The sequence below is a fragment of the Bacillus cereus group sp. MYBK139-1 genome, assembly GCF_051916915.1.
Classification (GTDB): Bacteria; Bacillota; Bacilli; order Bacillales; family Bacillaceae_G; genus Bacillus_A; species Bacillus_A pacificus.
On the sequence record NZ_JBQAHO010000003.1, the window covers coordinates 220285 to 233815 of the forward strand.

A 13531-nucleotide genomic window follows, 5' to 3' on the forward strand; every position below is an offset into this window, starting at 1 on the left:
ATATAAAAACTGGGTAAAGTCATTAAAAAAAGATGCAATAAAGTGCATCTTTTTTTAATGACACGGCATATACTGTCGCAGGAGGTGACAGAATGAAGAAAAAATCTTCTAAACAAAAAAGAAAATGCCCGCCTTTTTATCTGCCCATGTACGGAATTAACAACTGGTGCAGCATTCGAGCTGCTGCTGTAGAAGAACTGGAAGAACAAGAGGCTTCCACAAAAAACAAAGATAGACCAAAATATGTCTCATTACAGAATGCTGTAATGAGCCGCATAATTGATAATAGAAAAGCAAAGATGCAGCAAAAAAATAAACCTCTCTCTACTCATACTGAACAGATTGTGCCTTCTGAGCAAGTAGAGAAGAATACAGAAGAAAACAGCCCTGTAGCAATAAATAAAAAAGTGGAAGCAGAAATTCCAGCTGCTATTATAAATCAAGTGAAAAAAATTAAAGAAGCATTAGTACCATCAGGTGATATACAAACAGAAAAAACGATTATCATTCAGACCCCTACATCTGAAAATACAAAAGTAAAAAAAGATGGACGGTATGCATATGCAGAGGGTCTTCACTCTCATGCAGAGGGTACAGCTTCACATGCAGAAGGACTTCTGACACATGCAAAAGGTTCTTTCTCTCATGCAGAAGGATCAAAAACGAAAGCAACTGGACATAGTTCCCATAGTGAAGGAAGTGAAACGACAGCAGGTGGCTCCTATTCTCATGCGGAAGGTAAACATACAATCGCTTTAGGCGAAGCAGCACATGCAGAAGGAACCGCGACTATCGCTAACGGATTCTCTTCTCATGCGGAAGGTAATCATACATCAACAGCTCATTTTGCAGGTAGCCATATTATGGGGCGCTTCGGCACAGCAGATGAATCTTATTCTTGGTTTATTGCAAACGGCACAAATGAAACCGATCATAATATCGGTGCAAAGTGGCTTGCTCATAATGGAGAAATGTACATTGAGGGTGCTTCTTACAATGCAAGCGGAACTGATTTTGCGCAAATGTTCGAAACAGTAGACAATACTTTTATTGATGTAGGTTATTTCGTTACATTTAGTAGCGAAGAAAAAATTCGAATCGCTACTTCAAACGATTCATTCATCTTAGGAATATCTAGCGCCACCCCCGCTCTTATAGGAAATAGCGGCGCTTTAAGTTGGCAAAAACGCTATAAAACAGATAGCTTTGGAAAACGTCAATATGTACGTACGGAATCGCAAGACATACAACCTCTTTTAAATACAGAATGGGATCCAGCTTGCAAATATATAGCAAGAAAAGACCGTAACGAGTGGCTTCCTGTCGGATTAATTGGACAAATGTTAGTACGTGATGACGGTACTTGCGAAACGCATGGATATTGTCGTCCAAATAACGATGGCATTGCTACAAAATCTGAAAGTGGCTTTTTCGTTATAAAGCGCACGGGCGACAATCAAATTTTAATATTATTCCGCTAAGAAAAAAGGGAACAAAATTCTTCGTTACATAAGAATTTTGTTCCCTTTTTAAGTATGTCTTAATACCGCTTGCATATCGCTTGGAATCGGTGTAGTGAAAGACATTTCTTTCTCTAAAATAGGATGATAAAACGTCAAGGATGTACTGTGAAGCGCTTGTCGCTTCATTTCATCTCTTTTTCCACCATATAAATTATCGCCAAGTAGCGGATGTCCTATGTGCGCCATATGTACACGAATTTGATGCGTTCTCCCTGTATCGAGCTCAAGTGATACATGCGTCTTATGATTGGCGCTATCGATCACTCTAAAATGAGTAACGGCTCTTTGCCCCTCCTCACAAACGATTCGCTCAATAATGCTATCCGATTTTCGTCCAATCGGTGCGTCAATCGTCCCTTCTCTTTCTACCATCTCACCGTGAACGATCGCTTCATACGTTCTTTTCACAGCTTTTTGTTGATGCTGTTTCGATAAAAGATGATGTACGAAACGATTTTTTGCAATAAGCATAAGCCCTGAAGTATCACGATCTAACCTCGTTACGATGTGCACCGTACTTGCAAGATGTTGCTTATCATAATGAGATAAAAGCGCATTTGCAACACTTCCAGCCGGGTGTTCTCTAGACGGAATCGTTGACATGTTCGCCTCTTTATTTATGACAAGAACTGCATCATCTTCATATACAATACATAAAGGGATATCTTCTGCAATCATCCCTTCACTTCTTTCCTCCACGGGAAAAAAGACACGTAATTCTTCACCAGCTTGCAACTGATGACGAACGCTCGCATGTTGACCATTTACTTCTATAGATCCGCCATGAAACTTTATATCCGTTAATGCGGCTTTAGAAATCCCCTTTGTTTTTAGAAATTCTCTAACTAAAGTTCCCTCTTGGGCCGATTCTATATCCCATTTCAATGTAAATCTGTTCAAATATATAAACCCTTTCTATTTATCTGCAACAAACGAGTCACGAACTCGTTTCCAGAACGGAAATGGACGGAAACGAACAAATCGTACTTTCTCGTTTGCCACGCGATACTGAATTGATTTCACATCTTGATGAACCATCGTTAAATGGTCCACCGTAATTTGTAAGTTCATTCCTGCAGTCGGCTTCAGCACGCATGTATGATGTTTCGGCAATACGAGCGGCGAACCTACCGTACGAAACACACGGTTATTAATAGATGCCATTTCTGCAATTTGGATCGCTTCAATAGAAGGGTGAATAATTGCTCCGCCAAGCGCCTTATTATACGCAGTACTTCCCGAAGGAGTAGAAATACAAAGACCATCCCCGCGGAACGTTTCAAAGTACTCTCCGCGTATTTCCACTTCTGTTACTAATGTACCTTCTGCACTTTTCACAGTCGCTTCATTCATCGCTAAATACTGTGACTCTTTGCTCCCATTCACATAGCGAATAATCACTTCTAAAAGCGGATATTCCACCACTTGGAATGGTGTTTTAGCAATTGCAATTACTAATTTCTCTACTTCTGTCGGTAACCAATCTGCATAGAAACCTAAATGCCCTGTATGTACACCAACAAATGCTGTTTCATCCAATCGATTATAATAACGATGAAACGCATATAAAAGCGTTCCATCTCCCCCAACAGAAATTACAATATCGGGTTCCTGTTCATCCATTATAAATCCAAAATCTAGCAAGTATTCTTTCATCGTGCTTGCCAGTGCATCTGATGATTGATCTCCCTTTGACATAATTGTAAATTTCATCGCCCAACACCCTTTAGTTTATGATTCGGAATCTTTCGTTTCTTGCTTTCTTGAAAAAGCTTTCTGCGCTTCTTGAATTTCAAGACGGATAGAAGACATTTCTTCATCTAATAAAAATGCTGCTTCCGCTGCACGTTGCAAGCGTATTTTAATATCTTCAGGAAAACGTCCACTATATTTATAATTTAAAGAATGCTCAATTGTTGCCCAAAAGTTCATTGCTAGCGTACGTATTTGGATTTCTACCAATACTTTTTGTTCACCTTGAATCGTTTGAACTGGGTAACTAATGACAACGTGATAAGAACGATAACCGCTATCTTTCTTCTGCGTGACGTAATCACGTTCTTCCACGATTTCAAAGTCATTTCGCTTTCGAAGATATTCTACAACAGGCTTAATCTCATCAACAAATTGACACATCATTCGAAGGCCCGCGATGTCTTGCATATCTTCTCTTAGCCTGTCTAACGGTACATTTCTCTTCTCCGCTTTATCAATAATACTTGCAACCGACTTTACCCTTCCTGTTACAAACTCAATTGGAGAATGCTCTGTTAACATTGCAAATTGAGTACGCATTCCTTTTAGTTTCACTTTCAGCTCTGCCACCGCTTGGTGGTAAGGTGCTAAAAATTCTTCCCAATTTCGATTCATTTCAACCACCACCAAAATCAATCCATTTGCTTATAGAAATACTTTTTCTACAGCAGTTACTAGTTCTTCTCCGTAATTTGCATTACCTTCAATATTTTCAACTAAATATTCTACTTCTTCTTTTAAACCTTCTAATTCCATTTCAATGTCATTCACGCGAACGAACATAACCACGTCGTTATTCATCGCTTCATGCATTGCTTCCCAGCATGTATGTGGAATACTTACATAAATGAAAGATGATTCGTTTTCTAAGATATATAAAAATGATAAATTATCTGAGTCTACAAGTACGTGATTACGCGCACTTAACTCCTTTACCTCTATTTCACTATTTTCCGCACAAAAAATAAGAGCATTCTCTCTCTTTTCTACGCTCTTAACTTGGATTTTATTTTGCATGCTCTAACTCCTCCATCTCAACTTCCTGTCTTACTTAACAGTATTATTGTATCATAACATGGACGCAAACAAATAAAACATTGAACCAAATTTGTGAAAAAGCGATAATGTGTAAAGAATTATTTTTCAAAAGGAGCGCGCATACAATGACACAAGAAATTGAAATTGAATTTAAAAATATTGTTACAGAAGAAGAATTCAATACATTATGTAAATCATTCTCTATTGAAGGATTTACGAAACAGGTGAATCACTACTTTGAAACACCGAGCTTCTCATTAAAAGAAGCTGGCTCTGCACTTCGTATTCGTCATAAAGGAGAAACTTATACATTAACATTGAAACAACCTGCAGAAGTCGGCTTGTTAGAAACGCATCAAGTTATAACAGCAGATGAAGCAAGATTGATGATGAAAACAAATACAATTATTCAAGGCGCTGTAGTAGATCAACTACACACATTACAAATTCCTGTTTCTGCTTTAACTTATATGGGTAGTTTAACAACTGAAAGAGCCGAAACACTATTTGAAGGCGGAACGCTTGTCTTTGATCATAGTTTCTATTACAATCACGATGATTATGAAATTGAATTTGAAGTGCAAGATGAAGAAGCAGGCAAAGCTGCATTTATTCATTTGTTAAAGCAACACGACATACCAATCCGTCATACAAATAATAAAGTAAAACGCTTTTTCCTTGCCAAACAAAACAAAGCACGCTAAAGTGAAAATTCCACTAGTGAATACGTTCTACTAGTGGATACATCTCACTTTTTGAAAAAGAAAAGATTCTTTTACATCTGTAGAATAAGCAAAGAACGTTATGAAGGCTGTTTATTTGCCCTCCCTAACATTCCATTGCTACAATAGATATACATTTCATGGAAAAAGGAGTTTAAAAGGATGAGCAAGCAACCGATGACACCATTTGAAGCAATTGGCGGTGAACAATGCATTGCAATATTAGTAGACACATTTTATTCCTATGTCAGTAAACACCCTGACCTATCTCCCATCTTCCCGGATGATTTAACAGAAACAGCTAGGAAGCAGAAACAATTTTTAACACAATATTTAGGTGGTCCTAATTTATACACTGAAGAACATGGTCATCCTATGTTAAGAGCACGCCATCTCCCGTTTGAGATTACTCCAAAACGAGCAGAGGCTTGGCTATCGTGCATGGAGCAAGCAATGGATGACACAGGAGTGCACGGTCATATAAGAGAGTTCGTTTTTGAACGTTTAGCATTAACTGCTCAGCATATGGTTAATACTCCAAACGAAACAGGTGAAATATAATGGATAAACAGGAAGCAAAGCATATCAATATGCCATCTCCTTCCGCATGTGAGCATAAGTCTGTAGAAGCATATTTATTTATTGATCCACTTTGTAAAGATTGCTGGGAAATTGAGCCCTTTATTATTAAACTATGGCTTGAGTACGGGAAATACTTCTCTATTCGTCATATCGTAACAGGAAAAGTGGACGGAACGAACGCTTCCTCACACAAATGGAATAAACCTGCTAATATTCGATTTGTGTGGGAAAAGACAACAAGTTTACAAGGTTTTTCATGTGATGGAAAGGTACATATGCAAGAAGCATCGTCAACACCATATTTAGTTTCGATGGCAATTAAAGCAGCGGAGTTGCAGGGCCGAAAAGCAGGTTCGAAGTTTTTGCGAAAACTCCAAGAATACATTTTCCTTGAAAATGTATCAAATCCTAACTGCGAATTATTACTTGCATGCGCAAAAGATAGCAATATTGATGTAGAAGAATTTAAAAAAGACCTATATTCCGCTAGCGCAAAAAAAGCTTTCCAATGTGACTTAAAATTCACAAATGAGATGCATATTACAGAAATACCTTCTCTCGTATTTTTTCATGCAAATTCAGATGAAGAAGGTATTAAAATCGCTGGAACGTATTCCTACGATGTCTACGTACAATTATTGAAAGAACTTGTAAAATGTGAAATCGAGCCAGAACCATTACCACCTTTAGAAGTATTACTAGAAGCGACGCAATTTATCTCTTCAAAAGAAGTAGCATTTATATATGACTGCTCGAAGCAAGAAATTGAACGTGAACTAAAAAAATTACAACTGAAACGAAAAGTACAAATGATTGACGTAAAATGTGAGCGTTATTGGAAATGGATAGCAAAAGAAAAAGACCTGGTGTAAACACCAGGTCTTTTTCTTTACGGCTTATAAAAATATTAAAGGGGATGGGAGAAATTTTCACGTTCAAACAAAGGGGTATATGTTTGTATGTGAATTCGTTCACGCTTATTATATTACAAGATTCGACGTCAGATGACAACCCCTTTTGTCGAATTTCACACTTTTGTCACATTCTAAACGTTTTCATTTTTGAATAAGCTATAAAAAAGCTATTTTGGAGGTGTTTTGTATGAAAAAAACGTATATTTTACTTATCATTCTAGCCGTCATCGTTTCTTTTTTCTTGTACATCCTCTCTCTACTACAAGCTTTTCCTAAAATGATTGCCTTCCCTCTTTTATTTGGAGTCATTGTCATCGCTCTCTCTTATTTCAACCATAAAAAACGATTTAAAGGGTTTTAATGAACTGTAAAACTGCCTTCTAATTTAGAAAAAAGAAGACAATTCACTTTATTTTCTCGACAAATATCGACAAAACGACATCAAGAAAAAGACGAGGCAAATTCCTCGTCTTTTCTATTACTTCTCTTCAAATAATAATGCTTCTAATTCATTTAATTTCTCTTCAAATACTTGCAATGCTTCTTTTACTGGTTCTGGAGATGCCATATCTACTCCAGCTTTTTTCAGCACTTCAATTGGATAATCTGAGCTTCCTGCTTTTAAGAACTCATTAATGTAACGTTCTACTGCTGGTTGCCCTTCTTCTAAAATTTGTTTAGATAGAGCCGTTGCTGCACTAAATCCTGTTGCGTATTGGTATACGTAATAGTTGTAGTAGAAGTGCGGAATACGAGACCACTCTAAACCAATTTCTTCATCAATTACTAAAGCATCACCGAAATATTTCTTATTTAAATCATAGTAGATCTCCGTTAACATGTCTGGCGTTACCGCATGTCCCTCTTGTACTTTCTTATGAATAATATGCTCAAACTCTGCGAACATCGTTTGACGGAATACAGTACCACGGAATCCTTCTAAATAATGATTTAATAAGTATAGACGCTCTTTCTTATCTTCTGTCGTTTTTAATAAATAATCGTTTAGAAGCGCTTCATTACAAGTTGATGCTACTTCCGCAACGAAGATTGAATAATCACCGTATACGTGCGGCTGCGTTTTTCTTGTGTAGTAACTATGGACAGAATGGCCAAATTCATGAGCAAGTGTAAATAAATTATTTACATTATCATGCCAGTTCATTAAAATATAAGGATTTGTTCCATATGCACCAGATGAATATGCTCCGCTTCGTTTTCCTTTATTCTCATACACATCTACCCAGCGATTTTCATATGCTTCTTTCAAAATATCAACATACTCATCACCAAGTACATGTAAAGACTTTAATAACATGTCTTGCGCTTCTTCATACTTCACATTCATTTTCACTTCTGGTACAAGTGGTGTATATAAATCATACATATGAAGCTCATCAAGCCCTAGTGCACGCTTACGAATATCAATGTAACGATGTAGCAAGTGTAAATTATCATTTACAGATTCAACGAGTTGATCGTACACCGCTTCAGGAATATTATTATTACTTAATGCTGCTTGACGTGCAGAGTCATATTTACGAACGCGTGCATTAAAATTATTACGCTTTACAGCTCCGCTTAACGTACTTGCAAATGTGTTCTTATATTTTCCGTACGTTTCATATACAGCTTTGAACGCATCTTCGCGCACACGACGATCATCACTTTCTAAAAACTGAATGTAACGGCCATGTGTAATTTCTACTTCTTCTCCATCCTCACCTTTAATAGATGGGAATTTCAAATCCGCATTATTCAACATACCAAATGTATTACTTGACGCACTCATTACTTCAGATGCTTCTGCTAATAAAGCCTCTTCCGCTTCAGACAATACGTGAGGGCGTTGACGCGTAATTTCTTCTAACGCATGTTCATATACACTTAAGTCTCTATTTTCTTTCAAGAATGTTTGCAGTGTATCTTCTGAAATCGATAAAATTTCAGGCACAATATATGCTGTGCTACTAGATACTTGTGAATATAAGTTTGTTGCGCGATCATTTAACGCTTGATACACAGAGTTTGTTGTATCTTGATCGTAACGCATATGTGCATATGTATATAGCTTACCTAATCGCATTGAAATTTCATCTTCATATTGCAATGCTTCAAGTAAATTGTTCGCAGAGTCACCAAGTTTCCCTTTAAATTCAGTTAACTTCGGTAATAGCTCTTTAATAGCTTGGAATTCTTGTTCCCATTCTGCATCTGTTTGGAAAATATCTTCTAATCGCCACGTACTTGATTCTTCAATCTCGTTACGATCCGGTAATGTTTTTGCTGTGTTTTGTTCAGACATGCTTTAAGCCCTCCTTTAAATATCTCTACTTACATACAATTCGATTTTTCTTATGTAATTCCTTCACGATCAGTCTTTATTATATCCGCTTTTCCTTCTCTCATGTTGTACTTTGCCTCAAATAAAGATAAGGCATACGCTAAACTACTTTCATCATATTTCATAACTTCCTCCTCTGTTTTTACCATAACTATCCCCCGTATTTTCTGGTACTTATAAGTCCCTACTTTACGTAATACACCTGTATAGCATAAAAATGTCATATACTCAGTAACTGCTACTTTCCATATATGCTGTGAAAAGTACGGGAGCATACGCCTTTTCGTATACTTTTTTATATAACTCCACACGTATGGAAGGGAAATATAATCCCCTACCGCAAGCTCGCCTATACACTTCATATATAAAAAAGCTTGCCATATAAATGGATTTGTTTGAAAAGCAAATGAGGCCGGAAGCGGCACACCAATTTCAGAAGGGAAATTTGCTGGGGTACATTTACATTGATATAAGAGGCGTAATAGTGACTTATGATTATAATTCCAAATAGGCAAAGCATTTTTTCGAAAATAGTCCTTTCGCTTCTTCCATTCTCGTTCTAATATCTCCTTTTGAAAAGGAACAGAAGAAAAGAGCATTTCAAAAGTAGTCGTTTCAGCTGGTAAATATATAATATGTGAGAAAGAGACGCTTGTAGAAAACGAAGTGAGAAACGCGCATTTCATAAATGATTTTTGTTTCGAGCAGAAGAAAATAAGAAGTGGTTGAGGGTAAGATTGTAAGGAGAAAGCCATAAGGGAGGAGAAGTTCATCCAATAGGCAGAGTGCTTTTTCAATTGATTTCCACCAATAATCCAAATGACCTGTATACCAGCTCGCCAATACGAATAGGTTCGTTTGTACAGCTGTTCTATAGAGAGATTCGCGCACTGGTATTCAATCGCCACTTTTCTCCCTGCTCTCTCTATGAAAATATCCGGTCGCTGCTGAATCTCTGGTAAATAATGTTCTATATCTACATGAAAGTTTTGACGTTTGAACCATCTATATAACAATTCTTTACCGTGCCTATGATACATAGATTCTGCTTCATAAAAGGCTAAACATGAATCCACTTTCTTATGAGCAAAATGCCACTTTTTTTGTTTCCCTAATCTCATTAGTACTTCCTTCCCGCAAGCTGTGCAAAAGAAACTCTCCCTTTTACGCATACGGTGTAAAAGCTCTTCATCATGATGATAGAGTAGATGAATTTTTTCTCCGTTTTCTCTTTTAGCAATAAACATCGGAATCACATCCTTTCAGCTCCTTATATTCTACAATTTATTACAAATTCCTTTTAAAAAAGAGATGTCCCAATTTCGGACATCTCTTTTTATAATAAAGGCGATAATAACCGGTACGTTGATTCAACAATTCGTCTATGAAGGCGCCTTTTATGAAAACGATCGACATGAATTTCACTTGATTCTTCTAAATCATCTTTAAAATCTTGAACAAGTTTTCGAATGCTATCTGTATCATATAAAAAGGCATTTACTTCAAAGTTCAAATGAAAACTTCTCATATCCATATTAGCTGTCCCAATTGAAGCTAAATCAGAATCGACAATGACAACTTTACTATGGAGAAAACCTTTCTCGTATTCATATATCTTTACCCCTGCATCTAAAAGCTCTGGGAAGTACGATCTCGATGCGTAAAAGACAGTGCGCTTATCAGGCTTACTCGGCATTAACAAACGAACATCGATACCAGCAAGTGCCGCTACTTTTAATGCGGACAAAATATCATCATCCGGGATGAAATACGGCGTTGCAATCCAAATGGATTTCCGCGCAGAAGCAATCATGGCAAAATATAAATGTTTAATTGTTTCCCATTTATTATCCGGTCCACCTGCAACGAGCTGCACTCCTCCCCAATGCTCCCCCTCAACTGCTTTCGCTTGTAAATATTCAGGGGCTAGCACAGCCTCACCAGTCATATAAAACCAATCTTGAAGGAAAATAAGCTGCAAACTTTGCACAGCTTCACCACGCAAATATAAATGTGTGTCTCGCCAAAAGCCGAAGTACTTATCCTTCCCTAAATATTCATCACCAATATTTAATCCACCTACAAATCCTTCATTTCCATCAATAATAACGATTTTTCGGTGGTTTCGATAATTAATCTTATCGTTTAAAATCGGAAAGCGCACAGGGAAGAACGGAATCATTTCAACACCTGCGTCGTTTAATTCTTCAATATATGATTTTGATAATTTAAAACTTCCAACCGCATCATATAAAAAACGAACGACTACGCCTTCTTTTGATTTTTGTATTAAAATATCTTTAATTTCTGTTCCAAGCTTATCATCACGCACAATGTAATATTCCATATGAATATGATGTTTCGCTCGTTTTAATCCATCTAAAATAGCCTGAAACGTTTCATCTCCATTTGTTAATGTTCTCGTTTCAGTTTGAAATGAAATATTTAAAGCGCCTAAGCGATCCGCTAAACGAAATAACAGCTCTTGATGCTTATGATTGCGCAAAATCCGTTCTTCGTAATCTTCATGCCCCTTATATTGTAAAAACGCTTGTTCATCGAGCAACGCCTTCTTTTGGAACATTCTCTTCCTCCGAAAGTTCTGTCCGAATAATAAATAAGCGAAGAATCCAAATACCGGAAAAATCCCTAACACAATGAGCCATGTAAGTGTTTTTGATGGATGACGGTTCTCTAAGAAAATAACGCAGCCAATTAAAAATGCAGATACCGTAAATAAAATACTAATAATACCTAAAATCGAAACATCTTTTATCCCAATTACATCCGAATAAAATGCTACATCAATAAACATACGTAATGACACAAATAATGCAAACAATAGTAACACGAAGAAAATCAACTTTAACGTATTTTTCATCTCTTACCTCCTTACTAAGAAAGCTTTCCTATTCTTCATATAAAAAGCCGATTTCATACTACAGAAATCGGCCTACGTTTTAGCAGGAAAATTATTGCGAATTGTTTCAAGCGCATGCTCTTTCACAATTTGTTTCCCATACTCACTTACACGATGAATTGTTAAAGTTGATTCTTCCCCGTATTCTAAAACAATGCTTAAAATGCGATCAATTTCTTCTTCATCATGTAGCACTTCATCGAATTCCACATATACATAATAGCGGTCCTCAAATGAATACAGCTCATCTTTTATATCTTCAAAGATAAGACGATGGCTTAATGAAATGACATCTTCAAAATCATTAAACTTAATTAAAAAGCCAAACGTACCATCTTCGTTAAAGTTTGTACCTGCTTGTTCCTCTACCTCTTCCACTAATTCTTGCTGGAATAATGATTCAATACCTTCATCTAGAGGAATGTCTATAATTTTATCTACACCTATTGGTAGTTCTAGCTTTTGTCCATCCTTTGAAAGTTCTGCTTTCGTTACAAGTACTTCAATACCTTTATCGACTGCTTGCACTTGAATCCATAACGGCCCATCAATAAAGAAATCGTCATGATCACGAGCTTCGTCCATCATTTCCCAAAAGAGCTCTTCGCTTCTTTCGCGGTCATACCAAATTTCCTCACGATTAAAGCCTCTGTCCTCTATATCAATGTACGTAATAAAAAATTTCATTGTATGATCATTAATTCTTTCAATATCCAAAATACAACTCTCCCTTCCTGCTTAGAATTGTTATGAAGGGATTCCCCACTCATATGACAAATCAATAGATTCTTGTACTCTCATTTTATGATAAGATTCTCCAGAATGGAAATAAAATCGATTTATTTTACAAAAATAGTTATATACCTATCTTCATTCGATGTTATACACAAATATATCATTATGGCGATTTCTCACTTATAAAAAATTTGGACATACATTTCCATCTTCCCCCGTACACTGTAATAAAGTGAAACTTTTATTAGAGAAGATACTTTAGTCTCTTTTCACCACATACATATAGTTCGCTTATTAAAACATCATAATGGAGGCAGACGAATGGACTTAGAGTTTTTAACATCTGTACTAATGATTGTCGGTATCGATGTTGTATTAGGTGGTGACAACGCAATTGTCATCGCACTAGCTAGCCGAAATTTACCTGAATCGAAACGAAATAAAGCTATTTTGATCGGTACTCTTTTAGCAATCGTACTAAGAATTATCCTTACTATACTAGCTGTCTATTTGCTCGACATTCCATTTCTGCAGCTTATCGGGGGCATTTTACTTACATTAATTGCAGTAAATTTACTAACTGATAATAGCAACGATCTTTCTTCTATTCAAGGAAAAACAACTTTATTTCAAGCTGTGCGTACAATTGTATTCGCGGACCTTGTTATGGGATTTGACAACGTTATCGCCATTGCAGGGGCAGCTCACGGAAGATTTTTACTCGTAATAATCGGTTTACTCATTTCTATCCCGATTATTATTTGGGGCAGCAAACTCATTTTAATACTTATGGAACGCTTTCCATTCCTCATTTATTGCGGGGCAGCAATTCTCGCTTATACAGCAGGAAAAATGGTCACACATGAAGACAGACTGGCAACCTTTTTTCATAACAACCCAAGTTTCACTGCAGGCATTCCTTACTTATTTATTTTCACCATCTTATGCATCGGCTTTATCGTTCAACGAGTTCGATTACGAAATGTGAAACATTAAAA

14 protein-coding genes are annotated in these 13531 nt (G+C 36.7%); 6 read left to right on the top strand and 8 right to left on the bottom strand.

What is annotated here, in order from left to right; genetic code table 11:
- Positions 1 to 92: 92 nt before the first annotated feature.
- Entirely contained in the window at positions 93 to 1481 is a 1389-nt protein-coding gene (locus tag ACTFRS_RS18190) for a peptidase G2 autoproteolytic cleavage domain-containing protein (RefSeq protein ID WP_139868671.1), read from the top strand.
- A gap of 48 nt (positions 1482 to 1529) precedes the next feature.
- On the opposite strand, the gene ACTFRS_RS18195 is transcribed toward ACTFRS_RS18190, so the two are convergent.
- The 4 genes from ACTFRS_RS18195 to ACTFRS_RS18210 are packed head-to-tail and all read right to left on the bottom strand — an operon-like array spanning position 1530 to position 4295.
- Positions 1530 to 2423 (bottom strand): RluA family pseudouridine synthase, encoded by an 894-nt coding sequence (locus ACTFRS_RS18195; RefSeq protein WP_440023490.1) that lies wholly within the window; start codon positions 2421 to 2423, stop codon positions 1530 to 1532.
- Positions 2424 to 2438: 15 nt separating this feature from the next.
- Positions 2439 to 3236, bottom strand: a complete 798-nt coding sequence (locus ACTFRS_RS18200; RefSeq protein ID WP_000673185.1) for an NAD kinase — start codon at positions 3234 to 3236, stop codon at positions 2439 to 2441.
- A gap of 18 nt (positions 3237 to 3254) precedes the next feature.
- Complete coding sequence (locus ACTFRS_RS18205; protein ID WP_001081482.1) at positions 3255 to 3893, bottom strand: GTP pyrophosphokinase; 639 nt, start codon at positions 3891 to 3893, stop codon at positions 3255 to 3257.
- Positions 3894 to 3923: 30 nt separating this feature from the next.
- Positions 3924 to 4295: a hypothetical protein gene (locus tag ACTFRS_RS18210; RefSeq protein WP_001180003.1), complete on the bottom strand. Its 372-nt coding sequence runs from the start codon at positions 4293 to 4295 to the stop codon at positions 3924 to 3926.
- A 146-nt stretch (positions 4296 to 4441) separates the two neighbouring features.
- On the opposite strand from ACTFRS_RS18210, the gene ACTFRS_RS18215 reads away from it, so the two are divergent.
- The 4 genes from ACTFRS_RS18215 to ACTFRS_RS18230 all read left to right on the top strand — a co-directional run bounded on the left by ACTFRS_RS18215 (position 4442) and on the right by ACTFRS_RS18230 (position 6895).
- On the top strand, positions 4442 to 5020 hold the full coding sequence (locus ACTFRS_RS18215) for a CYTH domain-containing protein (RefSeq protein WP_139868675.1): 579 nt from the start codon (positions 4442 to 4444) through the stop codon (positions 5018 to 5020).
- A gap of 180 nt (positions 5021 to 5200) precedes the next feature.
- Positions 5201 to 5599 carry a globin domain-containing protein gene (locus ACTFRS_RS18220; protein ID WP_000043381.1) on the top strand — a complete coding sequence of 133 codons (399 nt, stop codon included), beginning with the start codon at positions 5201 to 5203 and terminating at the stop codon, positions 5597 to 5599.
- Positions 5599 to 6492 (top strand): ClpXP adapter SpxH family protein, encoded by an 894-nt coding sequence (locus ACTFRS_RS18225; RefSeq protein ID WP_139868677.1) that lies wholly within the window; start codon positions 5599 to 5601, stop codon positions 6490 to 6492. The genes ACTFRS_RS18220 and ACTFRS_RS18225 overlap by 1 nt, the downstream gene beginning before the upstream one ends.
- Positions 6493 to 6721: 229 nt before the next feature.
- Positions 6722 to 6895 (top strand): hypothetical protein, encoded by a 174-nt coding sequence (locus ACTFRS_RS18230; RefSeq protein WP_000754593.1) that lies wholly within the window; start codon positions 6722 to 6724, stop codon positions 6893 to 6895.
- Between the two features lie 117 nt (positions 6896 to 7012).
- On the opposite strand, the gene pepF is transcribed toward ACTFRS_RS18230, so the two are convergent.
- The 4 genes from pepF to mecA all read right to left on the bottom strand — a co-directional run bounded on the left by pepF (position 7013) and on the right by mecA (position 12515).
- Complete coding sequence (gene pepF / locus ACTFRS_RS18235) at positions 7013 to 8839, bottom strand: oligoendopeptidase F (protein WP_048553950.1); 1827 nt, start codon at positions 8837 to 8839, stop codon at positions 7013 to 7015.
- A 50-nt stretch (positions 8840 to 8889) separates the two neighbouring features.
- Positions 8890 to 10134 (bottom strand): competence protein CoiA, encoded by a 1245-nt coding sequence (locus ACTFRS_RS18240; RefSeq protein WP_139868679.1) that lies wholly within the window; start codon positions 10132 to 10134, stop codon positions 8890 to 8892.
- Positions 10135 to 10214: 80 nt separating this feature from the next.
- Positions 10215 to 11759 carry a cardiolipin synthase gene (locus ACTFRS_RS18245; protein ID WP_000799204.1) on the bottom strand — a complete coding sequence of 515 codons (1545 nt, stop codon included), beginning with the start codon at positions 11757 to 11759 and terminating at the stop codon, positions 10215 to 10217.
- Between the two features lie 72 nt (positions 11760 to 11831).
- On the bottom strand, positions 11832 to 12515 hold the full coding sequence (gene mecA / locus ACTFRS_RS18250) for an adaptor protein MecA (RefSeq protein WP_000350710.1): 684 nt from the start codon (positions 12513 to 12515) through the stop codon (positions 11832 to 11834).
- A 339-nt stretch (positions 12516 to 12854) separates the two neighbouring features.
- Between mecA and ACTFRS_RS18255 the strand changes: the two genes are divergently transcribed.
- Positions 12855 to 13529 carry a TerC family protein gene (locus tag ACTFRS_RS18255; RefSeq protein ID WP_048553954.1) on the top strand — a complete coding sequence of 225 codons (675 nt, stop codon included), beginning with the start codon at positions 12855 to 12857 and terminating at the stop codon, positions 13527 to 13529.
- Positions 13530 to 13531: the final 2 nt, after the last annotated feature.

Coding starts and splice junctions, on each gene's coding strand:
- ACTFRS_RS18205 (WP_001081482.1), bottom strand. CDS start 3,893: ATGAATCGAAATTGGGAAGAATTTTTAGCACCTTACCACCAAGCGGTG.
- pepF (WP_048553950.1), bottom strand. CDS start 8,839: ATGTCTGAACAAAACACAGCAAAAACATTACCGGATCGTAACGAGATT.
- ACTFRS_RS18230 (WP_000754593.1), top strand. CDS start 6,722: ATGAAAAAAACGTATATTTTACTTATCATTCTAGCCGTCATCGTTTCT.
- ACTFRS_RS18190 (WP_139868671.1), top strand. CDS start 93: ATGAAGAAAAAATCTTCTAAACAAAAAAGAAAATGCCCGCCTTTTTAT.
- ACTFRS_RS18215 (WP_139868675.1), top strand. CDS start 4,442: ATGACACAAGAAATTGAAATTGAATTTAAAAATATTGTTACAGAAGAA.
- ACTFRS_RS18225 (WP_139868677.1), top strand. CDS start 5,599: ATGGATAAACAGGAAGCAAAGCATATCAATATGCCATCTCCTTCCGCA.
- ACTFRS_RS18255 (WP_048553954.1), top strand. CDS start 12,855: ATGGACTTAGAGTTTTTAACATCTGTACTAATGATTGTCGGTATCGAT.
- ACTFRS_RS18210 (WP_001180003.1), bottom strand. CDS start 4,295: ATGCAAAATAAAATCCAAGTTAAGAGCGTAGAAAAGAGAGAGAATGCT.
- ACTFRS_RS18200 (WP_000673185.1), bottom strand. CDS start 3,236: ATGAAATTTACAATTATGTCAAAGGGAGATCAATCATCAGATGCACTG.
- ACTFRS_RS18220 (WP_000043381.1), top strand. CDS start 5,201: ATGAGCAAGCAACCGATGACACCATTTGAAGCAATTGGCGGTGAACAA.
- ACTFRS_RS18245 (WP_000799204.1), bottom strand. CDS start 11,759: ATGAAAAATACGTTAAAGTTGATTTTCTTCGTGTTACTATTGTTTGCA.